At 53.3% G+C, this 25,468-nt stretch carries 29 protein-coding genes, 1 tRNA gene, 1 other RNA gene and 1 pseudogene; 5 read left to right on the top strand and 27 right to left on the bottom strand.

Annotated elements, in window-relative coordinates:
• Positions 1–51 precede the first annotated feature (51 nt).
• The 4 genes from JJE36_05620 (at position 52) to rnpB (ending at position 2,567) form a co-directional block, all read left to right on the top strand.
• Complete coding sequence (locus JJE36_05620; protein ID MBK5211771.1) at positions 52–390, top strand: hypothetical protein; 339 nt, start codon at positions 52–54, stop codon at positions 388–390.
• 219 nt (positions 391–609) lie between these two features.
• On the top strand, positions 610–1,110 hold the full coding sequence (locus JJE36_05615) for a sigma-70 family RNA polymerase sigma factor (GenBank protein MBK5211770.1): 501 nt from the start codon (positions 610–612) through the stop codon (positions 1,108–1,110).
• Positions 1,088–2,170 (top strand): hypothetical protein, encoded by a 1,083-nt coding sequence (locus tag JJE36_05610; protein MBK5211769.1) that lies wholly within the window; start codon positions 1,088–1,090, stop codon positions 2,168–2,170. The genes JJE36_05615 and JJE36_05610 overlap by 23 nt, the downstream gene beginning before the upstream one ends.
• Positions 2,171–2,218: 48 nt before the next feature.
• Positions 2,219–2,567: RNase P RNA component class A (rnpB, locus tag JJE36_05605), an RNA gene on the top strand.
• Positions 2,568–2,608: 41 nt separating this feature from the next.
• Here the strand turns inward: rnpB and JJE36_05600 are convergent.
• Positions 2,609–3,463 carry a deoxyribonuclease IV gene (locus JJE36_05600; protein MBK5211768.1) on the bottom strand — a complete coding sequence of 285 codons (855 nt, stop codon included), beginning with the start codon at positions 3,461–3,463 and terminating at the stop codon, positions 2,609–2,611.
• Between the two features lie 86 nt (positions 3,464–3,549).
• On the opposite strand from JJE36_05600, the gene dinB reads away from it, so the two are divergent.
• Complete coding sequence (gene dinB, locus JJE36_05595) at positions 3,550–4,842, top strand: DNA polymerase IV (GenBank protein MBK5211767.1); 1,293 nt, start codon at positions 3,550–3,552, stop codon at positions 4,840–4,842.
• A gap of 9 nt (positions 4,843–4,851) precedes the next feature.
• Here dinB and JJE36_05590 read toward each other — a convergent pair whose 3' ends face one another.
• The 26 genes and pseudogenes from JJE36_05590 to JJE36_05465 form a co-directional block, all read right to left on the bottom strand.
• A complete protein-coding gene (locus JJE36_05590) occupies positions 4,852–5,292 on the bottom strand; it encodes a metal-dependent transcriptional regulator (GenBank protein MBK5211766.1) in 441 nt (146 codons plus the stop codon).
• A gap of 13 nt (positions 5,293–5,305) precedes the next feature.
• Positions 5,306–5,677 (bottom strand): 6-carboxytetrahydropterin synthase QueD, encoded by a 372-nt coding sequence (gene queD, locus JJE36_05585; GenBank protein MBK5211765.1) that lies wholly within the window; start codon positions 5,675–5,677, stop codon positions 5,306–5,308.
• Between the two features lie 144 nt (positions 5,678–5,821).
• Positions 5,822–6,220 (bottom strand): annotated as a pseudogene (locus tag JJE36_05580) (ribonuclease HI family protein).
• Entirely contained in the window at positions 6,213–6,935 is a 723-nt protein-coding gene (locus tag JJE36_05575; protein MBK5211764.1) for a hypothetical protein, read from the bottom strand. The pseudogene JJE36_05580 and the gene JJE36_05575 overlap by 8 nt, the downstream one beginning before the upstream one ends.
• A 1-nt stretch (position 6,936) precedes the next feature.
• The gene (locus JJE36_05570; GenBank protein ID MBK5211763.1) at positions 6,937–7,737 is read right to left on the bottom strand and encodes a Nif3-like dinuclear metal center hexameric protein; all 801 of its coding nucleotides are present in this window, start codon (positions 7,735–7,737) and stop codon (positions 6,937–6,939) included.
• Entirely contained in the window at positions 7,722–8,534 is an 813-nt protein-coding gene (locus JJE36_05565; GenBank protein MBK5211762.1) for a histidinol-phosphatase HisJ family protein, read from the bottom strand. The genes JJE36_05570 and JJE36_05565 overlap by 16 nt, the downstream gene beginning before the upstream one ends.
• A 5-nt stretch (positions 8,535–8,539) precedes the next feature.
• A complete protein-coding gene (gene nifU / locus JJE36_05560) occupies positions 8,540–8,980 on the bottom strand; it encodes a Fe-S cluster assembly scaffold protein NifU (GenBank protein ID MBK5211761.1) in 441 nt (146 codons plus the stop codon).
• Between the two features lie 79 nt (positions 8,981–9,059).
• Positions 9,060–10,241, bottom strand: a complete 1,182-nt coding sequence (locus tag JJE36_05555; GenBank protein ID MBK5211760.1) for a cysteine desulfurase — start codon at positions 10,239–10,241, stop codon at positions 9,060–9,062.
• A 5-nt stretch (positions 10,242–10,246) separates the two neighbouring features.
• Positions 10,247–10,699 carry an Rrf2 family transcriptional regulator gene (locus JJE36_05550; GenBank protein ID MBK5211759.1) on the bottom strand — a complete coding sequence of 151 codons (453 nt, stop codon included), beginning with the start codon at positions 10,697–10,699 and terminating at the stop codon, positions 10,247–10,249.
• A gap of 179 nt (positions 10,700–10,878) precedes the next feature.
• Positions 10,879–11,346: a 6,7-dimethyl-8-ribityllumazine synthase gene (locus JJE36_05545; protein ID MBK5211758.1), complete on the bottom strand. Its 468-nt coding sequence runs from the start codon at positions 11,344–11,346 to the stop codon at positions 10,879–10,881.
• Positions 11,347–11,424: 78 nt separating this feature from the next.
• Positions 11,425–12,654: a bifunctional 3,4-dihydroxy-2-butanone-4-phosphate synthase/GTP cyclohydrolase II gene (locus JJE36_05540; GenBank protein MBK5211757.1), complete on the bottom strand. Its 1,230-nt coding sequence runs from the start codon at positions 12,652–12,654 to the stop codon at positions 11,425–11,427.
• Between the two features lie 41 nt (positions 12,655–12,695).
• A complete protein-coding gene (locus tag JJE36_05535) occupies positions 12,696–13,373 on the bottom strand; it encodes a riboflavin synthase (protein MBK5211756.1) in 678 nt (225 codons plus the stop codon).
• Positions 13,374–13,382: 9 nt separating this feature from the next.
• Positions 13,383–14,519 (bottom strand): bifunctional diaminohydroxyphosphoribosylaminopyrimidine deaminase/5-amino-6-(5-phosphoribosylamino)uracil reductase RibD, encoded by a 1,137-nt coding sequence (gene ribD, locus JJE36_05530; GenBank protein ID MBK5211755.1) that lies wholly within the window; start codon positions 14,517–14,519, stop codon positions 13,383–13,385.
• Positions 14,520–14,571: 52 nt separating this feature from the next.
• Entirely contained in the window at positions 14,572–15,279 is a 708-nt protein-coding gene (locus JJE36_05525; protein ID MBK5211754.1) for a ribulose-phosphate 3-epimerase, read from the bottom strand.
• A gap of 2 nt (positions 15,280–15,281) precedes the next feature.
• Entirely contained in the window at positions 15,282–16,274 is a 993-nt protein-coding gene (locus JJE36_05520) for an NAD(P)-dependent glycerol-3-phosphate dehydrogenase (protein ID MBK5211753.1), read from the bottom strand.
• A gap of 16 nt (positions 16,275–16,290) precedes the next feature.
• Positions 16,291–16,941: a glycerol-3-phosphate 1-O-acyltransferase PlsY gene (gene plsY / locus JJE36_05515; GenBank protein ID MBK5211752.1), complete on the bottom strand. Its 651-nt coding sequence runs from the start codon at positions 16,939–16,941 to the stop codon at positions 16,291–16,293.
• Positions 16,942–16,954: 13 nt separating this feature from the next.
• On the bottom strand, positions 16,955–18,265 hold the full coding sequence (gene der / locus JJE36_05510; protein MBK5211751.1) for a ribosome biogenesis GTPase Der: 1,311 nt from the start codon (positions 18,263–18,265) through the stop codon (positions 16,955–16,957).
• On the bottom strand, positions 18,265–19,671 hold the full coding sequence (locus JJE36_05505) for a DUF512 domain-containing protein (protein MBK5211750.1): 1,407 nt from the start codon (positions 19,669–19,671) through the stop codon (positions 18,265–18,267). The genes der and JJE36_05505 overlap by 1 nt, the downstream gene beginning before the upstream one ends.
• Positions 19,672–20,508 (bottom strand): 4-hydroxy-3-methylbut-2-enyl diphosphate reductase, encoded by an 837-nt coding sequence (locus tag JJE36_05500; GenBank protein MBK5211749.1) that lies wholly within the window; start codon positions 20,506–20,508, stop codon positions 19,672–19,674.
• A 12-nt stretch (positions 20,509–20,520) separates the two neighbouring features.
• The gene (locus JJE36_05495; GenBank protein ID MBK5211748.1) at positions 20,521–21,213 is read right to left on the bottom strand and encodes a 1-acyl-sn-glycerol-3-phosphate acyltransferase; all 693 of its coding nucleotides are present in this window, start codon (positions 21,211–21,213) and stop codon (positions 20,521–20,523) included.
• Complete coding sequence (locus tag JJE36_05490) at positions 21,214–21,891, bottom strand: (d)CMP kinase (protein MBK5211747.1); 678 nt, start codon at positions 21,889–21,891, stop codon at positions 21,214–21,216.
• A 144-nt stretch (positions 21,892–22,035) separates the two neighbouring features.
• Positions 22,036–23,094: a histidinol-phosphate transaminase gene (hisC, locus tag JJE36_05485; protein ID MBK5211746.1), complete on the bottom strand. Its 1,059-nt coding sequence runs from the start codon at positions 23,092–23,094 to the stop codon at positions 22,036–22,038.
• A 140-nt stretch (positions 23,095–23,234) separates the two neighbouring features.
• Positions 23,235–23,311: transfer RNA gene (locus JJE36_05480), tRNA-His, on the bottom strand.
• 214 nt (positions 23,312–23,525) lie between these two features.
• A complete protein-coding gene (locus tag JJE36_05475) occupies positions 23,526–23,699 on the bottom strand; it encodes a hypothetical protein (GenBank protein MBK5211745.1) in 174 nt (57 codons plus the stop codon).
• A 231-nt stretch (positions 23,700–23,930) separates the two neighbouring features.
• A complete protein-coding gene (locus tag JJE36_05470) occupies positions 23,931–24,788 on the bottom strand; it encodes a DegV family protein (GenBank protein MBK5211744.1) in 858 nt (285 codons plus the stop codon).
• A 242-nt stretch (positions 24,789–25,030) separates the two neighbouring features.
• Positions 25,031–25,444 (bottom strand): hypothetical protein, encoded by a 414-nt coding sequence (locus tag JJE36_05465; GenBank protein MBK5211743.1) that lies wholly within the window; start codon positions 25,442–25,444, stop codon positions 25,031–25,033.
• Between the last annotated feature and the right edge of the window lie 24 nt (positions 25,445–25,468).

Below are 25,468 nucleotides of genomic sequence, written 5' to 3'. Positions count from 1 at the left end.
TCGTCGGACAAAGATACGATACGACGTACCCCCGTGAGAGAGGAAGGCTTGATGGCGGTCGCAACCGTTGAAACGACGGTGAAATCAGGCGAAAACTGCTTTGCCGCCACCGAAGTCTGCTTGGAAGGGTTCGTGCAAGTAGAGCAACTTCTCGCGCTCGCCATGGGGCAGGATGGCATGTTGTTCGACGACGCCATAGCGCACGTGGGAGTCATAATCATCATCAAACAAGCCGGCATCACGGCAAAAACGAACAGAACCAAAGAAAGGCTCAGTTTTGTCGCACTCCGTATGTCGAACCTGTTGTTCACAGCTCCCACTTCATCAAACGTCTATTTCCCTGTATTGCGATACGACACGGCTCATAGTGCCGACGGAGTAATTCTATAGTATGCACGCCTGTCGATGAGCGCTTCACCGAACATCCATAATTCTCTCCGCGTTCCTGAAATACCAGAATATGTATGGTACAAGACGATTGCATATTCTCGCAATACGTTCTTATTCGATTAAAATGAGTGTCGCAACATGAAAATATTTTAAGAAAAATCAAATATTGTGCAAGGATTCCCACGGCTCAATCGTATTGGATATATAAGGAAGTGAGACATGACACGAAAATCGCTCGATATCGACGGTAGGATCTCGGGAGCACTTGGAAAACATTCGGACATGGTACGCAGAATCTGTTATGTGTATCTCCGCAACAATGCGGATGTCGATGACGTGTTTCAAGAAGTGTTCCTGAAGTTACTGCTGAGGGAAGACCCTTTCGAGACCGAGGAACACGAAAAAGCATGGGTGATACGGGTGACGGTCAACAAGTGCAAGGACACCTTGAAGAGTTTTTGGCGTAAGAACATCGACTCGATTGGTGAGAGGGATTTTCCCTTCGAGGACAAGGCCGAAAGCGATCTGTTGCAGACGGTACTCTCCTTGCCGGATAAGTACAAAGGCGTCATCTATTTGTTCTATTACGAGGGATACACCGTACCTGAGATGACGAAGATGCTCCAAAAGAAAGAAAATACGATTTACTCCCTCTTGCACAGGGCCAGGGTTTTGATCAAACAGGAACTGGGAAGTGATGAAATTGATTACTCGTTTTAAGACGGCATTGGGCCGAATCAAGGCAGACGAAGCCTTACTGGATAAGACGGAAGCGTATCTGAAGGATGCGCTTGAACACAGGAACGGGCGCAGAAGTGGCGTGCCGATAAATTGGAGAGTGTTATATATGAAGAAGAGCTTTGCAGTCGCACTGAGTGTTGCAGTCCTGGCAGTCGGAGGAAGCGTCGGCGGTTACGCTTTTTATCAAACGCCGCAGTCCTATCTCAGCTTGGACATCAACCCGAGCATCGAACTGGGCGTCAACTCGTTCGGCAAGGTCGTCATGGCCGAGGCTTATAACGCCGATGGCGAAAAAGTCTTGAACGGAACCGATGTGGTGGGTTCGAACGTGGATGAGGCGACCGATGCCCTGATCACGTCTACCGGTGCAAACGGGTATATTGCCGGCGACGGGTCGACCATCATATCCCTCACCTCCGAAACAGACGATGACGCGATGGCCGACAAACTCGAGTCGGATGCCGAATCCGGTGCGAATAATGCCCTGGAACAGGCGGGATACACAGCTGAAGTCCACAAAGACAGGATCTCCCTCTCACTGCGTGAAGAGGCCATCGCGGCCGGTATCACTCCGGGAAAGCTGAATCTGATTCATAAGCTCCAATCAGCCGACCCGACAGCGACCGTCGACGCTTACAAGTCGGCAAGCGTCACCGAGATCATCCGACACACACAACTTGCCAAGGGAATACCCGCTGCCTCCGGCAAAAAATCCGATTCCGGATCAGACTCCGCCGACATGCAAGACGCAAAAAGTGACGGTGCGGACAATCAGGATGAGAACGACGACTCCGATAACGAAAATTCCACCGGTTCGAACAGCATGAAGGAGAGAACGGTACATAAGAAAAGTACCACCGCTTCCGGCGCGTCGGATGATCAAGACGAAGCAACCGATCAGAGCGATCAGAACGATGATCAGGACGAAGCAACCGATCAGAGCGATGATCAGGATAATCATGATTCCATGAAAAGTGCGACCGACACCCAAGATAGGGACAACGGCGATTCGAACAGTCATGGCAATCAGGACAACTAACGGAATTCTTTTGGTTCAAAAGAGGCAATGACGGTACAATAGTACCCTTGAGTAAGCTAAACGGCTGCGCTTGCACTCGTGCAAGTGAGGAAAGTCGGGGCTCCACAGGGTAGAGTGCCTGTTAGATGCAGGGCGCGGCGACGCGATGGATCAGTGCCACAGAAAAGAAAACTCCCCGCCTTCAAACGCGGAGAAAAGCTGAAACGGTGCGGTAAGAGCGCACCAGCGTCTCAGCAATGAGGCGGCTTGGTAAACCCCACTCGGAGCAAGAGCAAATAGGTGTGATTAAGACCGACCCGGTCGGCACACGGGTATGTTCGCTTGAGGCGCGTGGCGACGCGCGTCCCAGATAAATAGTCGTTCACGACAGAACCCCGCTTATCGGCTTACTCAACCTTTAAGAAGAAACGCCTTCCGCATTATGCGGAGGGCGTTTTCTCATTGTGCACGCAAAACTTTCAGCGCTTCGATGTTGACGATGTCTTTCTGTGGTGGATCGCCGGGCATTTCGGTGGTCAAACACAGATGATCGACACCTTTCAAATGCAGCAGCTTATAAAAAGCTTCGTTCCCGATTTCACCCTGCCCTATCCACTCGTGGCGATCTTTACGCGCGCCGAGCCCGAACTTGCAGTCGTTGGCATGTACCAGCCTCCACCGATCGAGCCCGACCGAGGAAATCTCCGACATGATCTCCTCCCATGCCGCATCGGTGGTGACATCGTAGCCGTACGCCCACGCGTGGCAGGTGTCGATACAGAAGCCGAGCTTCTCAGTCGGTACATCGCACTCCGTGATGACAGCTGCGACATCACCGACCGGGCCTCCGAAAATCGTTCCGGCGCCCGCCGTGTTTTCCAAAACGAGTACCGTCTTGACGGCGTCGAGCCCACCGGCCAGTTCGAACGCCTCCTCGATTGCCCGCGCCGCACGCACAATCGCCGCAGACGTATCGCCGTCGGGCACCGAGCCCAAGTGGGTGTTTATGCCGGCGGCACCGAGCAGCGAGCCTCTCACGAGCTCATCGGCCAGACCACGAACCGACTTCTCACGCAATTCGTCGTTATCGGTCGTAAGGTTTATCAGATACGAGGTGTGAGTGAAAACGGGGCCGATTTTCTTTTCATCCCGCAGCTCGCGCATGGTCTCGACTGCCAGGTCATCGATCGGTTTCGCATTCCACTGACGCGGAGACTTCGCAAAAATCTGCAAACACTCCGCCCCTATGAGTTCTGAATATTGAGCCATTTTCCGGTATCCGCCGGAGGTAGGGACATGCGCTCCGATAAGCATGGTCACTCCTTAAACGTGAGGTTTACACATACGTATTTCTTAAGTCCTACTTATCATATACACTATTTTCAAAAGACGGCGAAAGTATGAGCATGAACAACAACGAATCGGCAGAAGAATACGCGCTGCGACCGTGGTCGGGGCGCGCAATCATCCATCTCGACTTGGATGCGTTTTTTGCCGCCGCAGCCCAGCTCGATCACCCCGAGTTGCGCGGTCTTCCCGTCATCGTGGGAGGAGACGCGAAACATCGCGGCGTCGTGTCGACCGCAAGTTATGAGGCACGCGCATTCGGAGTCCATTCGGCGATGAGTTCGGCTAGAGCGCAACAGCTCTGTCCGCAAGCCGTTTGGGTCAAGAGCGACTTCGACCGCTACCACGAACTCTCCGCCCGTGTGTTTCATATTCTTCGCGATTACACGCCGCTCATGGAACGAACTTCCATCGACGAGGCGTACGCCGACATCACCCCTGACATCGGACACACGACCCATCCGGCAATCGTTTGCCTCGAGATTCAAAAACGAATCTGCGCACTCGGTCTCACCGCTTCAATCGGGCTGGGCACCTCCAAAACCATTGCGAAAATCGGATCCGATTACCTGAAGCCGCGTGGACTGACCGTGATAGAGCCGGGAAAAGAACGAGAGTTTTTGTCATCGATGCCGATAGAGAAAATGGGTGGAATCGGAAAGTCGACGGCTAAAAAGCTCAAGAGCATCGGCATTGCCACGTTGGGCGACTTGTCGAAGACCCAGGAACAAGACGTGCGCCACATACTCGGGAATTCGGCTCGGAGAATGATAGATCGTGCCTCAGGGATCGACCCGAGTGAAATAGTCCTCGAAAGCGAAACGAAATCGATCTCCAACGAGCACACGTTCGATGTCGACACCGATGACAAAGAGGTTCTTTGCTCCGAACTGACGACCTTGAGCGAAAAAGTGGGTTGGCGACTGCGCAAGGAGCATCTGTCGGGACGAACAATCACCGTGAAGGTGAAGTTTTCAGATTTCACCACGAAAACGATTTCAAAAACGTTTTCGAACCCGCTCAACGATGAGGCCGCCCTTTCCGACATCGCAAAAAATCTGCTCATCGGCTCGGATAGTCTCAAGCGAAGCGTACGCCTCCTCGGCGTGGGAGTTTCGAATTTCACACGAGATGAGGTGCAACTCTCTCTCGACGACTTCGCGTCGGTAAACGATGAGGTTCTTCGCAAAGGCGCCGGACGCGAGCAACTCGTCAAAGGAATGGATGAAATCCGCGAGAAGTTCGGATACGCCTCCATAGGCTCGGGTACCGGATTACTCATGGCGAAACAGGACCCCGAAAAAGCGGATCCGGCGATTACAACAGAAAAAGATGTGTTGGAATAAGTGTCTTAACTAGAGTTTTTCAGCGTCATCGACTAAACGTTGAAGGCCGGCGACGATACGATTCGAGAGCGCATGCTCGAGAACGCATGCTTCCTCATGAACCGTGCCTCTCTCGAATCCGAGGACTTCGACGAGAAAACGCTCGGCGACACGATGGCGACGCAAGATTTCGCGTGCGTAATCGAATCCTTTCGGCGTGAGTATCACGCCTTTTCCCTGTCGGGTGACAAGCCAGTCGGCCCCCATTCGAGCCAATGCCGTGCTCACCGATGGGCGTGTGACTCCCACCATCTCAGCGATGTCGGAAGGATGTGCGACAATGCATTCGCCACGTTGCATCGAGGGAACCATCGTGCCGATACCCTGACACTGCGCCGTATCGACACAGGTGTCCACGCAAGAAAGACGCAAAATCGCCTCCAGGTACTCCTCGACATTCGGCGTATACATGGCGCTCCCCTTCTTAATCGGTGGGGCTGTATCCGACACGTGCTATCGGAGACTCCCAGACCGCGACTTCTTTGACCACGACATCCGCAGTAATCATCTCTTGCAAGCGCAGACAAATCACCCGCGCGAGATTTTCCGCCGTCGGGCTCATGGTATCGAAAGGCTCATTCTCATTGATGTACGTATGGTCGTAAGTAGACAGTATGCTTTTCAAATCATCTTTCAAATTCTTGAAATCATAGACGATACCGATACCGTCGAGATGAGGAGACGCGACGCTTACCTCGACATCCCACGTGTGCCCATGAAGATTTCTGCATTCACCGGGATACCCGTAAAGATTATGGGCGGCATCGAAGTGGTCTTTAACAGTCAGAGTATATATTCCAGACATCGTCGTTCGTTCCTGTTCTACTGCGGAATCAGAATCTTTTTCGTGTGCGACCGTAGGCTCGAGAGCGAGACTCAATTGCTCGGCGCCGGAGGTGAAACCGTAATCGAGAATGAAGTTGCCGACGGAGCCCTTGGCATCCATGGCCTCGTTGGCACGCTCATCTGCATCTTTATTTTGCGCACGTGGCACGTTTTCGAGAGAGACATCCTCGAAACGCACCAACAATTTCGAGGCGTCGGCGCAAAGTGTCTGGAGCTCCTTCTTTTTTACTTTATACTCTCCGCGCAATTGCTTGATGACCAACTCGCTGTCGGCGATAACCTGAAGCGAAGCGACATGTGCCGCGAGCGCATTTTCGAGTCCCCAGATAATCGCTCGATACTCGGCGACGTTATTGGTAGCGACTCCTATGAATGCACCGGCGGAGTATACCTCTCCCGTCGATAACTCGAGATGGATACCGATACCGGCCGGGCCGGGGTTGCCCCGCGAACCTCCATCGGTATGCAAAGTTGCTTTTATTGCATCAGTCATTCTTCGGTACCACCAAAAGTCGTTTACATGACGGACACACGACAATCGCACCCTCATGTTCCGCCATATCGTCGATTTGTGTGTAAGAGAATTTCACACGGCACATGGAACACGCATTATCGATCAACTCACCGACCGCCACGCCGCTTTTCTCGAGAGAAATCGCCTTGTAGCGATCGAGCGTTTCTGCGGGCACATGCTTTTCTGCCTTCGCGCGGGCCGCCTTGAGCTCTTCGACCTTTACGTCGACTTGTGACTTCAGCGAGGCGAGTCCTTCTTCGAGCTTCGCCCTCGCCGTGAAAAGTTTTTCTATCTTTTCGGCGATTTCGCTTTCTTGCTTCATCGTCGCATCCTGCTGTTCCAGATAAGCGATTTCGCCATACTCTATCTTGTCGATACGGCGGATTTGAGCTTCGATGTCTTTCGAAAGCGCTTGTATGCTGCGTGTCTCGAAGATAGTCGCCAGCTGTTTGCGCTCGTCATCGATTTTAGCTTGCGCGGCAAGCACTTCGTCTTGTCCCGCTGTGATTTTCAGTTCGAAATCGTGCGCATTTTCCTCAGCCTTCACGCGCGATACTTCCAATTGACCGATGGCTTTTTCGATTGCATGAATTTTGGCATGAGCCGGATGTTGATTGAACGAGCGCATGATCGTTCTGCCCTCGACATCGATTTTTTGTATATCGAGCAGCGCCGACTGTTGTGCAGTGTGCATATTACTCTCCAATCGAAACCCACCAGTGCGCACCGGCGGGCATATCGTAGACCTTGGTAGGCGAAATGAACGTGTTGGAAAGTACCGCTTCTTTCAAAAGCGGAACCAAAGGCCACTCGGAGACATCATGGCCGAGTTCGATACAGGCCAAGCCTTGTTCCCTTGCGGCAAGACACTCATGATAGTGGATTTCTCCCGCAATCAAAAGGTCTGCGTGAGCACTGAGCGCTTCATCGACGCGCGACGAAGCAGAACCCGTTGCAGTGACTATGCGGATCACCTGTTTCGTCGCCTCTCCCCACACGCGCGGAAAGACTCCGAAGACTTCTCTGCATGAGCGCGCCACTTCGGCAAGCGAACGCGGAGTGGGAACCTCCCAAAGCTCGGCATACGAAGGAGGCTCCGATGTTTCAAGATCTCCTCTGTCCAATAACCCCAGTTTCGACCCCAAGATATATTTCGCATCGCGGGCAACGTCGAGGTTCGTGTGGGCGTTTATGAGAGCGATGCCGCGTTTGATGGCTTCGTGAACCACGCGAGCGTTATAGCTTTGTGAGGTATTCACATTTTGCAACGGTGAGAGAAACACCGGATGATGGGTGACGACGACATTTGCCGCCTTTGCTGTCGCGAACTCGAGTACCTCAAGCGTCGGATCGAGTGCGAATACTATTCCCTCGACCGCCTGAGAAGGATCTCCGACGAGCAAACCGACGTTATCCCATGAAGCACTCCCGCTCGAAGGATAGACGTTTTCTATTCCTTGTGCGATTTCTGCGACGGTGACTACAGATCCAGCCATCTGATATTCCCTTCACGTTGTGGATAAGCTATGCGCGTCTCCCCTAAGGAGGCGAGAATATCGGCGGCGTCATTCAGGCGATAGCCGACTTCCGCGGGATCATGCGCATCGGACCCGAGCGTGAAATGCACGCCGTTTTCGATGAAGCGCTTAATGAATCCCACGGACGGATATTGCTCTTTCACCGGTTTTCTCCACCCTGCCGTCGACACCTCGACCAACACGCCGGATTGCCCGGCGACGCGAGCCGCCTCCGCATAAAAATCATCTTCATTGCTTGCACGATGCCCGAACTTTTTCACCAGATCGGGATGAGACATCACATCGTAGAGACCGGAGGAGGCTGCCGCACACCACTGCGTGAAATAATCTTCCCACACGGCATCGACGTCGCGCTTGTCCCACTCTTCAAGATAGTTCGGATCGTCAAACGCCCAGCCATCGAGAAAATGCACACTGCCGAGCACGACTTCGACCCCGCAAGCGCGAGCCTGCCTCACCGACTCGGCCGTCCACGCAAGATCCGTCGATAGCCAGTCGGCTTCGGCGCCGATAACGAGATCGGCACCATCCCAGTCGAATCGCAAATCACGAAGCTCGGCGACGTAGAGAGTGTCCACATCGCCGCGCATCGCATAGATCCCTTCGGGATCGAGTTCGGGTTTCAACGGAAGATGCTCGGTCATGACGGCACCGAGCAGCCCGGCGTTTTGAACCGCACGCAACATGTCGGTGGGCGTTCCCACCGCATGCCCGCAAAGCTCGGTATGCATGTGACAGTCAGCTAATCTTCGCACGGGAATTAGTCCTCTTCCGCATGCGGATCGAAGTTGGGGTCGGCCGACTTGATCTCACCGGCGAGAGGCTCACGCCCGTGTTTCTTGAGATAATCATCGATTGCCACCTTCAGACCGTCGGTGGCAAGCACCGAACAGTGCATTTTCGGCGCCGGCAAACCATCGAGCTCATCGGCGACTTCTTGTTTCGAAATCCTCACCGCATCTTGAATTTTCATGCCTTTGGCGAGTTCGGTGATCATGGAAGATGTCGCTATCGCCGCTCCGCACCCAAGGGTTTGGAACTTGAGATCGGTAAGCGTATCATCATCATCGACTTTGATGGTGATTTTCATGATGTCGCCGCACGTCGGGTTCCCGACTTCGCCTACCCCGTCGGCATCTTCTATGACGCCGACATTGCGCGGATTGTTAAAGTGATCCATAACCTTTTCTGTGTAAATCATTAACGGTACCTACCCTTTCGCCGTAATCTTTCGCCGTAATACTACTCTTTGACTATTTGCCGGAACAAAACATTCACTACTATTTGCCGGAACAAAACATTCTGGTATAAACAGGTGACATCGCGCGCAAACGCTCCACAATGGGCACGAGAGCCTCGACGAAATCATCGATATCTTGCTGAGTGGTATAGCGTCCCAACGAAACTCTGAGACTTCCGTGCGCAATCACTTGAGGGATTCCGATCGCGAGGAGAACGTGGCTCGGCTCAAGAGAACCCGAGCTGCATGCCGAACCCGTGGATATCGAAAATCCGAGATTATCGAGCTGCAAAAGCATCGACTCGCCCTCCACGCCTTTGACGATCAAGGGCGCGATGTTGGGAAGACGATCACCGGAATCAAGGGATGTGATGGTGTTTTCAAGTCGGGCGAGCACCTGCTCTATGACCGAATCACGCAGTGCCACCAAGCGAGGCATCTCCGTTTCCTGCTCTGCAATCATAAGCTCGAGGGCTTTCGCGAAACCGACTGCTCCGGCGACGTTTTGCGTTCCCGAACGGCGGCGCTGTTCTTGGCCGCCGCCTTTGATGAAGGGATCGAGCTTCGTGCCGCGACGGATATAAAGTCCGCCGATGCCCTTGGGGCCGTAAATTTTGTGCGCTGAAAAACTTGCGAGATCGATGCCGAGATCCTCGACGTCAAACGGTATTTTGCCGAGTGACTGAACCGCATCGGTGTGCATGACGGCACCAGCCGCATGCGCCACCTCCGAAATCGCTTTGATGTCGTTTATCGCTCCGACCTCGTTGTTGGCATGGATGATTGAAACGAGTTTCGTGTTGGGCTTGATCGCCGCAGCGACATCCTCGGCATGGATATGACCGTCTGCGCCGGGCTTGACCAATGTAACCTCATGTCCCTGCTTTTCGAGCCAATGAGCGGGCTCGAGTATCGCATGGTGCTCATAGGCTGAAGTGACGATATGCCCTCCACCGTCGGGAGCCAGACGATTCATGCTTCCGATGAGCGCCATGTTGTCAGACTCGGTCCCTCCGCTGGTGAACACGAATTCCGAAGGAGCTTTCGCGCCGATATTGCCGGCGATGCTCGTTCGCGCCTCTTCCAACGTGGTGAAAGCGTCACGCCCGATTGCGTAAAGCGAGTTCGCGTTACCGAAGTGTTCGGTAAAATACGGAAGCATCGCCTCGAGCACGCGAGGGTCGACGGGGGTGGTTGCCGAGTAATCGAGATATCTGGTCATGATAGTTACTGCATCTCCTTTTTCATTTCCTTGTCGAAGCGCTTTTGCGCACCGGCCAAACTGGCGATTGTGGTCGATTGAAACTCATCTCTGAGGACTTTGGTGGCTTTGGCCCAAACATGGGCGGCGGCACAATTTGCTTGCTTTGTGCATCCCACCCCGGTTGCTTGATTGGCCGAGTCACAGACCGTAGCCTGCAGGGGACCTTCGACCGCTTCGACGACGTCGAGTACCGTCAACTTCTCGGGATCTTTCGCCAAGACGAATCCCCCGTGAGCTCCGCGCACAGATGTGATGACATCGGCTTGACGGAGCCCGTGCAGAATCTGTTCGAGAAACTTCAACGGAACTTCTCGCCTGAGAGAAATCGTACGGGCGTTCACCGGACCGTCGCCGATGGCTACCGCCAAATCGATGGTCGCGAGAAGTGCATACTCTGATTTCGTCGTGAGTCGCATTCTTAATCCCTACAAGATGAGTCAGAATTCCTACTTCTAAAGACTACCTTTTTTGTCAGGTATGTCAACAACTGCAAGAAGCTTCATCCGAATTGCACAAAAAAAGAGCCGTCGAAGGCACATATAGCACCTCTGACGGCTCAAAAATACCCCTGTACCCGACAAGCGATTCCCGTCGGTTACTTTCCGATCGATTTCAGCAAAGAAGCCATCTCAATGCCGGCGACTGCGGCGTCAAAGCCCTTGTTCCCCGCCTTGGTACCTGCACGCTCGATCGCCTGTTCGATGGAATCGGCGGTGATGACTCCGAACATGACCGGAACATTCTCATCAAGCATCACCTTGGCGATGCCTTTGCTCACCTCGGCCGCGATATACTCGAAGTGAGGAGTCCCTCCGCGAATGATGACGCCGAGTGCCAAGATGACATCGTACTTCGCGCTTTGGGCGAGCTTTTGTGCGGCAAGCGGGATTTCGAATGCGCCGGGAACCCATGCGACATCGATGTCTTGGCTTGCGACGCCGTGGCGGATAAGTGCATCTTGCGCGCCGCTCAACAATCGAGATCCCAGCAGATCGTTGAAACGACCCAGCACGATACCGACCTTCAAGCCTTTTCCGATGAGATTTCCTTCGTATACAGTCATAGTGTTTCCCTATCCTTTCGGTAATGTCGGGTTTTGTCGTCGCCGTCATTCATACATAAACGAATCGGCGTGAACTTCCTAAAGTTCCAAGCTGTGGTTCATCTTTTCGTTCTTCGTTCTCAAGTATCCGATATTGCAGGAGTTCACACCTGCGGTTATGGGTTCCTGCGAAAGTATCTCCATACCGTACCCTTCCAAGCCGACGACTTTTTTGGGATTATTGGTCAAAAGACGCAACGACTTGACGCCCAAATCGCTGAGGATCTGTGCACCGATGCCGTACTCTCGCAAATCGGGCGCAAACCCGAGAGCGATGTTCGCCTCGACGGTATCGGCACCTTTGTCCTGGAGTTCATAGGCACGCATCTTGTTGCCTAAACCGATGCCGCGCCCTTCTTGCCCTACCATGTAAAGCAAGATACCGCGTCCCTCTTTTTGGATCTCCTCGGCCGCTTTGTCGAACTGCGCACCGCAATCACAACGAAGACTGTGAAAGACGTCTCCCGTCAAGCACTCGGAGTGAACGCGCACAAGCACGTTCTCACCGTCGCCGATCTCTCCGGCCACAAGCGCGATATGGGTGCGCCCGTCGACTTTGGATTCGTAGGCCTCTGCGGTGAAATAACCGGCACGTGTCGGCATATCGGCGGTCGCGATGTGCTCGATGAGCTTCTCGGAATGGCGTCGATAGCGAATGAGTTTTTCGACGGTGATTATTTTCATATCATGTTCGGCTGCGAATTCGAACAGATCGTCGCGGCGTGCCATAGTGCCGTCCTCTTTGATTATCTCGCAGATGACACCGGCAGGATACAACCCCGCCAACCGTGCAAGATCGACCGCGGCCTCCGTGTGACCCGCGCGTTCGAGCACTCCGCCAGCGCGTGCGGCGAGAGGAAACACGTGTCCCGGCATCGAAATGTCATCAGATGTCGCGTTCGCATCGATTGCCGCGTCAACAGTCGCCCACCTGTCGGCGGCACTGATGCCGGTCGTGATGCGGCCTTTCGCACCGATCGATACATGGAACGCCGTTCCTTGTTCCGAGGTATTGACCTCGACCATCGGAGGAATGCCCAGCTCATCGAGACGAGAACGCATCATCGGCAAGCAGACGAGCCCGCGCGCATATTTGATGAAAAAGTTGATGGTATCGGGCGTGGCCTTGGCCGCGGCGATTACCACATCTCCTTCATTTTCTCTATCCTCATCATCGACGACGATGATGGGCTTTCCTCTTTTCACATCTTCCAAAGCCTCATCGATGGATGAGAACTTACCTTTTCCGTTCTGTTCTTGAATACTCATATTTTTTTAATCTCCGTATGTGGGTTGGTAAAAGAGCCGCATCAGCCTTCGAGAAAATTCCGAAGTTTATTTCCGAGGCGGTCGCCGTTTTCAGCACTATCGTAATCGTCGAAACCACCGGTTGCCTCCACGAAATTCGTACTGAATCGGCGGACGTATTTGGCGATCATGTCTATCTCGACATTCACTCGATCACCGACGTGCAGCATGCCGAGTATCGTCGACGTTTCTGTATGGGGAATGACCGCACACGCAATCATATTTTTCTTGACTCGCGTAATCGTAAGTGAAATTCCGCTTATCGCCAGGGAACCTTTTTCGATGAGGTAATCAACGAGGTAATCGGGCAGTTCGAACTGATAAATGGTCGAATTCCCCGAAATGTGACGCTGGAGAAAGGTGCCCACCGCATCCACATGCCCGCTGACCATGTGCCCGCCGAGTCTGTCCGACATGCGCATCGCACGCTCGAGGTTCACTTTCTCTTGTGCATGGAGCAAACCCATCGTCGTTCTGTCGAGCGTCTCGAGACTGACATCCGCAACGAATGAGCCGCGTGAAAATGCCGCAATCGTCAAACACGCACCGTTAACCGCAACCGAGTCGCCGATTGCCATGTCGCGACCGAAATCGGGCGCGTATATCTCAAGTTGCGCGCCACCGTCAACCTGCGAAATGCGGCTGATGATTCCAACCGTCTCGATTATTCCGGTAAACATGAAAATCTCCTACTTCTCGCGCTCACTGCGCGGTCGCCACATGGTCGCCACCACATCGCCGTAAATGGCGGTATCGAACGGTACCAATCGATGCTCCATGACACGAAGCGGACTTTCCGAGCCCTCGATAGTCGCGATGCCATCATAGCTTTTGAGGGAATCGGCTCCGAGGAACCCGCCCGCGGTCACCGTGACGAGCTCATCGAGTATGCGGCCGTTGATGATTTCGGTGAACAAACGCTGTCCCGACTCGATCAAAATCGAATTGACACCGAGAGTGCCGATCGCCTCGAGCGCGGCGTTGAGCCCACCGGATATCGGATAAAACACAACCTTTGCGTTATACCCCTCAAAGGTATCTTCATCAAACGAGTCGGGGCATAAAATAACGGTCTCGGCGGCGCCGTCGGTAAATACCTTCAGATCGCGCGGAGGAACATGGACACGCACCAGTATGTATCGCTTCGGTTGGTTTTCAAGAAGCTCACCGTTGATACCGCGCAATGTGAGCGAGGGGTTATCGGCGATCGCCGTCGATGCCGATATGAGCACGCCGTCGGCATACTTGCGCAGACGACGGGTGACTTCTGCCCCCGAGGCTCCTGTGATGGTCGTCTGGGAATCGCGACTTATTGAGATCGCCGCATCCAAAGAAGTACCGAGCTTCACCCGCACATAAGGCTTGCCCGTCCGCAGACGTTTTGCCCAACCGCGTGTCAACTCTTCGAACGGACGCGGATCGTCGACGAACTCCACGTCGATTCCTGCGTCGCTGAGAGCCTTTGCTCCCCCCATGGCCTTCGGGTTGGGGTCCGGAGCGCCTATCACGACGCGCTTGACCTGCGCCTCGATCAAAGCCTGCGCGCAGGGCCCCGTCCTGCCGGTATGGTTGCACGGCTCGAGCGTCACATAAACCGTCGCGCCGTTCGCTTTTTCACCGGCATGTTCCAAAGCGACGATTTCTGCATGAGGCTCGCCGGCGCGTTCGTGATAGCCCTCTCCCACCACGACGCCTTTGGACACGACGACGCACCCGACCATGGGGTTGGGACTGGCGGTACGTGCCCCTCCCTCAAGCGCAAGTTCATATGCGCGTGCGAGAAACGGCCGACCGATTATTCTGAAAGAATCGGAAATAAGACGCATATCCACCGTCCTTCTCTCAACTAGCACTGACACTGACTACCGATGATACACCCTACATTAAAAACGCGCGATATGCCGCGTCGCGAATTTCGCCGACAGCGGCTTGCGCGTCGGAAGCACCGAAGATCGCATTGCCGGCGACAAAACAGGTGGCACCGGCACGGGCGACTTTCACCACCGTCGAGGTATTGATTCCACCGTCGATCTGTATGACGGGTGAAACGTGCTCTTCGAGGCACAGACCGCGAAGGCCTTCGATGCGTCCGACGGTACCCTCGAGGAAAGACTGACCGCCGAAACCGGGGTCGACGCTCATCAGCAATACCATGTCGACATCGGCCAGAACCGGCTTCACGGTGCACAGAGGTGTCCCCGGATTGAGAGATACACCGGCTGCGGCGCCCGATTCCTTGATGCGTGAAATCACCCGATGCAAGTGAACGCAACTCTCCACATGTACGGTGATGAGATCGGCACCGGCATCGAGGTACCACCCTAAGGTTTCGTCGGTGTTTTCAATCATGAGATGCACATCGAGCGGCAACGAAGTCACTTTTTTCAGCGCTTTGATCACGGGAGGGCCGAAGGTGAGATTCGGCACGAAGTGTCCATCCATCACATCGATGTGGATCATATCGGCACCGGCGCGTTCCACCAACTGCGCCGCCGCCCCCAGTGCCGTGAAGTCGGCAGATAAAAGTGACGGCGAAATAAACAGATGCCCGGGTTCTTTCGTCGAAAACACCGAATTCGAACTCATGTTCATCGCTCCTCGCGTAGCGGGCGCTCCATCAAGCACTCGCCGGCTTCGATGGGTGAATGTCCTTCGTACAAAATCTGGTAAACCATGTTCGTCACGGGCATTTCGATACCTTTTTCGTGAGCGAGTTCACGAATCGCCTTGCATGCCACGGCACCCTCGACGACCATTTTCGTTCGCTCTTGATATTCATCGAGCGACCCGCCGCGTGCGACAAGCTCACCGAGAGCCCTGTTGCGCGAATGCTTGGAAGTGCACGTCACTATCAAGTCGCCCATTCCCGCGAGTCCCATGTAGGTCAAAGGGTTGGCCCCCACCGTGATTCCCAAGCGGGACAATTCGGCTAAACCGCGCGTCATCAACGTCGCTTTCGTGTTGTCACCGAGGCTTAGTCCGTCGCACAAACCGCAGGCGATGGCGATGATGTTTTTGCCCGCTCCGCACATCTCCACACCGACGATATCGTCACTTGTATACACCCGGAAAAAAGGTGTCGAGAACAGCTTTTGAAAAAACTCGGCGGTCTGAGGATTTTTCGAAGCGACGACCGTTGCGGAAGGAACCGCATGGCTGACCTCTTCTGCATGGTTGGGCCCCGAAAGACCGGCAAGGCGTTTCGGATTGCCGAGCACTTCCTCCAAAACCTCGGTCATCAATTTCGACGAGCCCATTTCGATGCCCTTGCTCAAAACGACGACGGGCACATCCGCTCCCAGATACGGGGCCATGAGTTCTGCGGTCGAACGAACCCCTACCGAAGGAGTGACCAAGACCGCTGCTTGGACGCCGTCCAAAACATACCGCATGTCCGATGAGGAGATGACCCGATCGGAAAACTCGACTTTGGGAAGATACACGGGGTTATGGTGATCGGTATTTATGCGTTCGGCGATTTCGGGCTCACGCGCCCAAACTCGAACATCGATACCCTTGCCGTCGAGTAACCACGCGACTGCTGTGCCCCATGAACCGGCACCTATAACTGCAACCTGCATTGAAATGCCTCCCGAATCAGTGGTCGCCGCGAGACTGCGAGCCCCGGTGTTTAATAGAAATCTTCGATTCTTCGCCTGCTATGAGGCGAACGATGTTAGCGCGATGGAGCCAAATTATCAATATCGCGGCGATAAACGCGAACAAGATGAACGGCAACTCACGGTAAAACACAAGTACCATTATAGGATATAACGTCGCGACGACCATAGATGCGACGGAAACATAACGCGTGGAATACACGATAATGATAAAAAGGACGATGAGGATGCAAGCGACGATGGGTTGCATCGCAAGTACCGCTCCGGCGGTCGTTGCCACCCCCTTGCCACCTTTAAAGTCGATATAGGGTGAGAATGCGTGTCCGAAAATCGCGGCGAACGTACCGACGACCAACGCCCAACTGTGAGTCGATGCACCGAAAACGGACGTGGGAACCAGCAGCCAAGCGACCCACACGGCGCATGTCCCTTTGAGCGCATCCAACAGCAGCACCGCGAGAGCGGCTCGACCGCCCAAAACACGCAACGTGTTGGTTGTTCCGAGACTGCCCGAGCCGAACCGTCGAAGATCGATTTTGAAAAACGTTTTACCGATAACCAACGAAAAGGGAATCGCACCCAGCAAATAGCCGGCCACACAGGCGGCGACGAATCGATAAAAGATCACAGCGTCCCCTCCTCTAATCTTTCTTCTTAAACTTGAGGTATATCGGCGTGCCGGAAAAACCGAATTGCTTTCTCATGCGATTTTCGATATAGCGCTTGTAGTTTTCATCGACGAGATTGGGAAAATTGGCAAAAAAGGTGAATCCCGGAGGAGACTTATGCGTCTGTGTGACGTAATTCATACGAAGCGACTTACCGTACTTGTTGACCGTGTGCCCGAAATCGCGAATCTCGGTCAGAAGCTTGTTGAGACTGCTCGTCGAGATACTTTGTGAGAAGTTTTCATATACCACGTCGATGTGGTCGAATATTTTCACGGCGTTCTTGCCGGTCAAAGCACTTACGCGAACGACCGGAGCCCACCCGATGAAACCGAGTCTGTCCTCGACATGGGCGATAAAACTCTCGCGCTCCTCTTCATCTTTCATCAAGTCCCACTTGTTCATCACGATGATGATGGCGCAGCCTCTGTCGGCCGCAAAACTCGCCACCCGTTGGTCTTGGTCGGTCAAGCCTATCGTCGAATCGAGAACGAGCAACGCGACATCGCAGCGGTCGATGGCACGCATGGCACGGACGAATCCATAATATTCGATGTCCTCGTCTATGGCGCCCTTTCTGCGAAGGCCTGCCGTGTCGACGAAACGATAGAGGATGTCGTTATGAACGACGGTCGTGTCAACGGCATCGCGCGTCGTTCCCGCCACGTCGGAGACGATCGAGCGATCCACGCCGGTGAGTTTATTGGCCAGTGAAGACTTCCCCGCATTCGGGCGGCCGATGACTGCAACCGAAATCGCACCGTCATCTTCAAGCATTTCTGCATCGGGAAGATCTTTGACGATCTCATCGAGCAGATCTCCCGTCCCGTTACCGTGCGTCGATGAAATCGGATAGGGTGTGCCGAGGCCGAGGTTCCAAAATTCAAAGGTCTCCTTTTCAGAGCCCGGAGTGTCGACTTTGTTGACCACTAAAAAAATCGGTTTGTTCGAACGCTTCAGCATACGGGCGACGGATTCATCATCAGCTGTCACACCGACCCTTCCGTCGACGAGAAAGATGATGATATCCGCCTCACGCGTCGCCACCGTGGCTTGGGCGCGAATCGATATCTGAAAAGCGTCGTCTTCGGCCATCTCGATACCGCCCGTGTCGATGAGCATGAAGTGCTTTCCGCACCATTCGGCGGTGTGATAGCTGCGATCGCGTGTCACTCCCCGCGAACGGTGCACGATCGCATCTTCCGTTTGAGCGATCCTGTTGACGAAAGTCGACTTGCCGACGTTTGGTCGTCCCACTACGGCAACGATTGGCAATGTTGGCATTATTGCTCCTTAAGATTTGCAAAGCACTCGATGAGCGCCTCGACTGTCGTTTCATGAAAGACGATATTCGCGCCGCAATCTTCTCGAATTTGTTCCGGCGTATACCCATCGAGCGTCAGCCCGCAGGCGTTGAGAATGATGTCGGGAATAAGATAGGTGGTCGGACGTTCCAGGCGATCGCTGTCATAACGGATCGTGGTGACCAAATCGATGCCGGTCAACAGCCCCGTCACCGATACATTGCCCCCGAAAAAGTAGTTTCTCACCGGGAGGAGACGCACGCGACCGCCTGCATCGAGAGCGCTGAGCGCACCGATCAGAGTCTCAGAAGCAAGTTCACCGACAACCACCGTCGCCGCATCCGAGCCCAATCCGATCTTTCCCACCGCGACTTGATAGCGAGCGAGGTTTTCTTTGATTTCATCGACGAACGACCACACGATACCGATTCCGTTTTCATATTGCGGAAATTCATCGTACCATTCCGACTTCGGGAACGGAGCCTGAGCATAGATGTAGAATTCATCGGCCAAATAGACCCACGTGGTCTCACGCTCGGCCCGTTCCTCGAACTGGTAATGCTGCACTTGTTCGATGACGCGCGCCGCGGCAAGCTGAGAGTTATAACTCTTCGGTTCACGACCTGCGATTTCCTTTGTTTGGTTCGTATAAGCGACCGGCACGATTCCCACGCTCGGCACATGATCTTTAAATGTTTTGAGCCATCGAAGCGTCTCATCGAGAATCGCACCGTCGTTTACCTCGGGAACGAGTACGATTTGCACGTTCATATCGATGCCGGCTTTTGCAAGCACCACGAAATTATCGAGCCCACGCTGGGCGTTTTTACCGATGAGCGTCTCTCGCACCTGCGGATTCGATGCGTGAAGCGAAACGTATAGAGGAGAAATATGCTGCTCGACGATACGGTCGACATCGGCATCCGACAGGTTTGTCAAGGTGACGAAATTACCCTGTAAAAACGAAAGCCGAAAGTCGTCGTCTTTGAGGTAAAGTGAGTCTCTCATCCCTTGCGGAAGTTGGTTCATAAAGCAAAAGGTACAAGCGTTGTGGCACCGGCGGATGCCGTCGAATAAAATATCCTCGAACTCGATACCCCAATCTTGCCCCAGGTCGCGAGAAAGTGTCACCTCGCGCACCGTTTTGCCGCTATCTTCAACATCGATTTCGGCTTCCGTATCATCGGCATACCACATCCAGTCGATGATATCTCTCAATTCTTCGCCCTCGATACGCACGATTCGCTCCCCCGGAACAAGTCCGGCCTCATCTGCCGGAGAACCGGGAGCAACCGTCTTCAGCACGGCTCCGGGCCGCCCTTCCGAGCGCTCGTAACGGTCCGAATTATCAGTAGGTAGCAATGAGTTATCCGTTTCGATGCCCATCTAAGTATTCATCCCTTCAAGAACATGGATCACACCGCGCATTTGCTCATCCGGCGTTGAGGTACCCGCCGTGACACCGGCGATTTTTGCACCGGTGAACCATTCCGGTTCGAGCTCGTCAGCGGTTTCCACGTGATAGGTGCGCGGGTTGACGCTCCGGCAGATTTCTGCAAGGCGCGTCGTATTTCCGGAGTTATGCCCGCCGACGACCACCACGACATCCACCTGTTGCGCGATTTCATGAGCCGCCTGCTGGCGTTTCGAGGTTGCACTGCAAATCGTGTTGAAGACGCGAAGCTCACTGGCTTTTTCTAGCAACTCGGCGACGACTTCTTCAAGCGTTTCCTCAAGCTGTGTCGTTTGAACCACGACACCGACCTTCCGCCCGCCGATACGAGCCGGAATTTCCTTCGGACTCGAAACGACGAGCGCCTCATCCCCGGCATATGCCTTTATTCCGGCGACCTCGGGGTGGTCGGCCTCACCGACGATGACGACTCTATACCCTTGCTCGGCCAGCAATGCCGCCGCCTCTTGAGCTTTACTCACGTGAGGACAGGTGGCGTCGATGACGTTCAGATTGCGCTTTTTCGCTTCCGCGATGACCTCGGGCGCCACACCGTGGCTCCTGATGACAAGGGTTCCCTCTTCGATCTCATCGACGGATTCCGCGACTTCGACGCCGATGGAACGTAGCCTCTCGACCGCCTGCGGATTATGGATCAGAGGACCGAGGCTGTGCACCGAATTTGAGTCTTTCGTAGCTTGCTCGGCAAAACGCAAAGCGCGCTCCACCCCGTAACAAACTCCCGCATATTGTGCAATCAAGACTTTCATGGGTTCGCTTCTCTACTTCTTTTCCAAGGCACGGGCACCATCGCGTAACCACGCTATATCTTTCATCACTGCCGTCGTCATCGCAGCCATTTTATCTTTTCGAGACCCCTCGAAGTCGGACGGATGGAGGGGCTTTCCGAATTTCAGAATCACTTGGGGAAAATGAACCATCTTCGAGCCTTTCGGCATTATCTTATCAGTGCCGGCGATTCCTATGGGAACGATAGGCGCTCCGGTGCGTAACGAAAGAAACGCCGCCCCGTCTTGCCCTTTATTGAGCCCGCCCAAGTCATCGCGCCCTCGGCCACGTGTCCCCTCGGGGAAAATCGCGACGGACTCACCGCCCTTGAGGCAATCACTCGCCCACTTGATCATCGCACGATCGGCCGCTCCGCGCGCCACCGGCACCGATCCGACACTGTCGAGAAGCCATGCCAGAACTTTATTGTGATACAGCTCGGATTTCGCCACGAAATGAATGGTCCCTTGCGGCATACCCGCCCATAACGCGATCGGATCGATGTAGCTTACGTGATTGCCGGCCATGATACACGCCCCTTGCGGCACGTTTTCAACATCGACGAGCTTTATGCGATACAGCCTATGTGCCGGCTTAGCGATGAGGATATTCGCCCAATACATTCCCCACCAGTTCGATATGCTTTCATCCTTGAACAGTTTTCCTCGACGCTCTTCATGTTTCATCTAGGATATGCCCTGTTCTCTTCGCGCAAGTACGACAATCGCCTCGATGACTTCTTCGATGTCGAGGTTGGTGGTGTCGATTGTGACGGCATCCCATGCGACCTCGAGAGGAGATGCCTCTCGCTCGGTGTCGGCTTTGTCCCGTGCGAGAATCGCTTCGTAGATTTTGTCATAATCCCCGACCATGCCGCGCTCGAGATTTTGTTCGGCACGGCGACGGGCCCGCTCCTGCGGCTCGGCTGTGACGAAGACTTTGAGCTCGGCGTTGGGAAAAACGGCCGTACCGATGTCGCGTCCTTCCACCACATAGTCATCCTGCGCAGCAATCGCTCGCTGTTGTTCGACAAGCGCCGTACGCACGGTCTGGTACGCCGAGACAGGGCTTACCGCCGCATCTACCCGCGGAGTGCGAATCGCATCAGTGACATCTTGCCCTGCGATAAAAACACGCGAAGGCAAAACCTCGCCCTTTTCGTAGCCGAACTCTATCGAATCGTGTTTCGCTAGAGCGGCCAGTGCCGCCTCATCCGTCGAATCGATACCGAGCTCGAGCGCGCGGTAGGCGCAAGCACGATACATCGCACCGGTATCGAGATAGTGGAACAAAAGACGCGAAGCGACTTGTTTGGCTACCGTGGATTTCCCTGAACCTGCCGGGCCGTCGATGGCGATAATCAAGAGCGTACTCCCCTGACGATAAAAACGCTCGCATAAGTGTTAAGGCGCTTATGCACCATCACCGTAAGCGAGCGCGAATGGACAAATTACACCTGTTATTATAGCCGATTCGGTTACTTGACGTCGGAGCACCGCAGGCTCTCCTTAAATAATCCCCTCTTCATTCAACGTACGAAACACCTCGATTAATAAGGAAGTGTCAGTAGGCGTGCTCACGCCGATGCGAAGCGCTCCGCCGGCACCGAAGTTGCGCACGATGACGCCGTGCTTCAAAAGCTCATCGAACACTTTATCGGGATCGTCGAAATACACGTACATGAAATTGGTGTGCGATTCGACGAATTTCAGCCCGAGTTCGGAAAACATCGCGGATAAACGACCTCGCTGATTCGCGTTCTCCAGCATTCTACGATCGAGTTCCGCCTCATCATCGAGCGAATAGTAGGCCATCGCCTGGGCGACGGTGTTGACGTTGAAAGGCTCGCGAATCTTGTTAATCGCCTCTATAAGGGGAGACGGTGCAGCAGCCCATCCGATTCGAGCTCCGGCGAGTGCGTATATCTTCGAAAAAGTTCGCAAAACAACGAGGGGACGTTCGCCGTCGAAATAGTCGAGCCCGTTGGGGTAACACGCATCGACGCAATATTCGGCGTACGCCTCATCGATGCAAATCAACACATCATCGGAGACCGATGCCAAGAAGTCCTCGAACTCCTCTTTCCGATAAATCCCCCCGGTCGGATTATTCGGATTGCATAAAAAGATGACTTTCGTTTTGTCGGTTACCGCCGCGGCGACGGCTTTGAGATCGAACGCACCGTCGTCATTTAAGCCGACTTCGACACCGGTCGCTCCGGTGAATTGACAAACCATACGGTAAACGATGAAACTCGGCCAACAGTAGATTACTTCATCGCCGGGTGCCAGGCATGCCTCGCCGATATGCACGAGGAGTTCGTTGCTGCCGTTGCCGGCCACAATGTTTTCATAGTCGATGCCGTAATAGCCGCTCAGACGCTTGCGAACGTCACGCGAAGATCCGTCCGGATAGCGATTGAGATGCTCGATGATTTTCTTTCCCGCTTCGATTGCGCGCGGAAACGGCCCGTAGGGGTTCTCGTTGCTCGATATTTTGAGAATCTCTTCTCGAGAGCAGCGATCTTTGACTTCGGAGCCACGAAGTCCCGGCGCGTAGGGCGACATAGGATGTATATTTTCCCTGATGAATGATTTCCAGTTCACGAGCGCTCTCCTTTTCGTGCGTTTCCGATAAATTCCATTGTAGACAAAAAGGCCCTATCACGTGAAAAAACCTGCCGCAAGGACAGGTTCGGTAGTTTTGTTGGGGTGGGTAAAGGGATTCGAACCCTCGGCCTCCGCAGCCACAGTGCGGCGCTCTAACCAACTGAGCTATACCCACCAAAAAAATCGCGTATGCATTTCGACAGGGACATGAATCGATGCGAACCGACTCTTCCGTAACTTCTCGCATGCGCAGAACTGAAAGTTTAGCACAAAAGCACGGGTCTGTATCGTTTTTGGAGAAAAATACTAACCGAGGATATCCTGCCCCTCGATTGCAATGCGGAATTTCGGCAGCAGCGCTTTCATGGTATAGCTTTTTCTTTTAAAATTTAGCGAGACAACATTTGTTTTACTTTCAGTTCGCCTTGCCTTTCTCTTTCAGGCGTCAACAAACTCCTATCAATTTTTACGCTTACCGCAGGAACAGATATGATTTTCGTAAACGAATCAACCGCTTTTTTACTGGTTAACGTAAAATCCTTACTAAACGATGAAGTAGCCATAATAGCTCCTCCTCTCTTAGAAAAACTCCCATCCGGAAATGGGGGCTTCTCTGTCTTCTCGGTGAGCTTTTTTTGTTTACCCTGTTCGCGCTCTACGATCAAATCTTCTCAGTGAACTTTCTTTATATGCTCGCGTTCTACGAGCTAAGTCTCAATCTATTGTCTTTCCTATATAATATCCACATTTGCAGGAAGAAATCAAACAAATCCATATTCCGGGGTGCGGACGTTTTACGCCAAGCGTTGAACGCCGATACCTATGACCCCCGGCCCCGTATGCACGACGAGCGAGGATGTAATTTGCCCCTCGATTGCAATGCGGAATTTCGGCAGCAGCGCTTTCATGACTTCCAAGAGCGCATCCGCCTCTTCCTTCGCATTACCGTGCACCACAGTAATGTTGTATTCGCTCGAATTTTCGGCGAAATCGACGGCCAACTCAAGAGCGGCCTTTAGCGACTTCTTGCGTCCGCGAGACTTTGCAACGGTGTCATATATCCCATCTTCATTACAAGATATGACCGGCTTCAAATCAAGGATGGTGCCCATGACGGCAGCAACCAAACCGATACGTCCGCCCTTCCTCAAATACTCGAGAGTCGAAACACAGAAGTAGAGTTTCGTGTTTTGCGACGCCTTTTCGACCCCTTCGCATACTTTTTCAAACGAAAGCCCTTGCTCGATCAGTTCGCCGGCACGTATGGCGGAAAATCCGCTTCCGATGGCTATGTTCTTCGTATCTATATAGCGAACTTCCAGCCCTTCGGGCGATGGTCCGAAGTTGTTCATCATGTTGAATGTACCGCTCAGACCGCTCGAAATGTTGATTACTATAACCTTTTCATACCCATCGGCTTTAATCTTTTTAAAGATTTCTTGAACATCGACAGGGCTCGGGAGCGAAGTCGACGGAATATCATCGGGAAAACGCGCATACACGTCTTCGGGCTGAATATCCACCCCGTCTCGGTACTGCCCGTCCTTGTAAATAAGCATGAGAGGAGACACGTACATGTTGTATTTATCACGATACTCCTGTGGAACATCGGTTCCGGAGTCGGTGAGGATTGCAATCTTTTCTTCAGACATGACTATCTCTTTCTCGAGGGCCGAATCGATATCGGAGTGATCATGGGCATCAATAAAATTATAGCACTGCGACTTGAGCGCCAAGTTAAATCCCTCGAAACTGTCCGAGTATTCCGGCGAGGGCGCGGAAACATATACATAAGAAAAAGCCCCGCAGGTGAGTCTGGTTCGACACTGCCCGCGGGACCTTGACTTGCTCCCTGCATTTTACGCACAGGGACTCATTTTGCTAATTGGTTAACTTAAGAGTTGACGGTCAGTGTGATGGTTACATTTGCGCTGTCTTCTTTTCCATCATTCGCTTTAACTGTTATTATTACGGTTTTGCCGGCATCGTTTGTTGATGGTGTGTACGTTACTGTCTTACCATCAACTAAACTTGGTGATAATTCAGCAGTAGTATAACTTACTAGTGAATAAGTCATTGCATCTGAATCAGCATCTGTGAAGATTGTGCTTAGATCTAATGAATAAGTTGTACCTACTGTTACGCTTGTTGGACCTTGGTTAGCTGCTACTGGTTTGCTGTTAGCTGCTGCTACTGTTGCTGCTATATCTTTGCTTCCTAAGACCGTACCTGTTGCTACTTCTACAAACTCTACCGTTACTGTTTTAGTCCCGGCTTCTGTAAATGTTCCTCTAAAGGTTGCTGTCATATCTCCAAGAGGGAAACCGGTTGA

Source organism: Coriobacteriia bacterium (assembly GCA_016649875.1).
Taxonomy (GTDB): domain Bacteria; phylum Actinomycetota; class Coriobacteriia; order WRKU01; family JAENWW01; genus JAENWW01.
Note: the sequence above shows the minus strand (reverse complement) of the source record. Positions and strands in the feature narration are given on the sequence as shown.

Coding starts and splice junctions, on each gene's coding strand:
- JJE36_05620 (MBK5211771.1), top strand. CDS start 52: ATGGCGGTCGCAACCGTTGAAACGACGGTGAAATCAGGCGAAAACTGC.
- JJE36_05615 (MBK5211770.1), top strand. CDS start 610: ATGACACGAAAATCGCTCGATATCGACGGTAGGATCTCGGGAGCACTT.
- JJE36_05610 (MBK5211769.1), top strand. CDS start 1,088: ATGAAATTGATTACTCGTTTTAAGACGGCATTGGGCCGAATCAAGGCA.
- JJE36_05600 (MBK5211768.1), bottom strand. CDS start 3,463: ATGCTTATCGGAGCGCATGTCCCTACCTCCGGCGGATACCGGAAAATG.
- dinB (MBK5211767.1), top strand. CDS start 3,550: ATGAGCATGAACAACAACGAATCGGCAGAAGAATACGCGCTGCGACCG.
- JJE36_05590 (MBK5211766.1), bottom strand. CDS start 5,292: ATGTATACGCCGAATGTCGAGGAGTACCTGGAGGCGATTTTGCGTCTT.
- JJE36_05575 (MBK5211764.1), bottom strand. CDS start 6,935: ATGCACACTGCACAACAGTCGGCGCTGCTCGATATACAAAAAATCGAT.
- JJE36_05570 (MBK5211763.1), bottom strand. CDS start 7,737: ATGGCTGGATCTGTAGTCACCGTCGCAGAAATCGCACAAGGAATAGAA.
- nifU (MBK5211761.1), bottom strand. CDS start 8,980: ATGATTTACACAGAAAAGGTTATGGATCACTTTAACAATCCGCGCAAT.
- JJE36_05555 (MBK5211760.1), bottom strand. CDS start 10,241: ATGACCAGATATCTCGATTACTCGGCAACCACCCCCGTCGACCCTCGC.
- JJE36_05550 (MBK5211759.1), bottom strand. CDS start 10,699: ATGCGACTCACGACGAAATCAGAGTATGCACTTCTCGCGACCATCGAT.
- JJE36_05545 (MBK5211758.1), bottom strand. CDS start 11,346: ATGACTGTATACGAAGGAAATCTCATCGGAAAAGGCTTGAAGGTCGGT.
- JJE36_05540 (MBK5211757.1), bottom strand. CDS start 12,654: ATGAGTATTCAAGAACAGAACGGAAAAGGTAAGTTCTCATCCATCGAT.
- JJE36_05535 (MBK5211756.1), bottom strand. CDS start 13,373: ATGTTTACCGGAATAATCGAGACGGTTGGAATCATCAGCCGCATTTCG.
- ribD (MBK5211755.1), bottom strand. CDS start 14,519: ATGCGTCTTATTTCCGATTCTTTCAGAATAATCGGTCGGCCGTTTCTC.
- JJE36_05525 (MBK5211754.1), bottom strand. CDS start 15,279: ATGAGTTCGAATTCGGTGTTTTCGACGAAAGAACCCGGGCATCTGTTT.
- JJE36_05520 (MBK5211753.1), bottom strand. CDS start 16,274: ATGCAGGTTGCAGTTATAGGTGCCGGTTCATGGGGCACAGCAGTCGCG.
- der (MBK5211751.1), bottom strand. CDS start 18,265: ATGCCAACATTGCCAATCGTTGCCGTAGTGGGACGACCAAACGTCGGC.
- JJE36_05505 (MBK5211750.1), bottom strand. CDS start 19,671: ATGGGCATCGAAACGGATAACTCATTGCTACCTACTGATAATTCGGAC.
- JJE36_05500 (MBK5211749.1), bottom strand. CDS start 20,508: ATGAAAGTCTTGATTGCACAATATGCGGGAGTTTGTTACGGGGTGGAG.
- JJE36_05495 (MBK5211748.1), bottom strand. CDS start 21,213: ATGAAACATGAAGAGCGTCGAGGAAAACTGTTCAAGGATGAAAGCATA.
- hisC (MBK5211746.1), bottom strand. CDS start 23,094: ATGTCGCCCTACGCGCCGGGACTTCGTGGCTCCGAAGTCAAAGATCGC.
- JJE36_05475 (MBK5211745.1), bottom strand. CDS start 23,699: ATGGCTACTTCATCGTTTAGTAAGGATTTTACGTTAACCAGTAAAAAA.
- JJE36_05470 (MBK5211744.1), bottom strand. CDS start 24,788: ATGTCTGAAGAAAAGATTGCAATCCTCACCGACTCCGGAACCGATGTT.
- JJE36_05465 (MBK5211743.1), bottom strand. CDS start 25,444: ATGACAGCAACCTTTAGAGGAACATTTACAGAAGCCGGGACTAAAACA.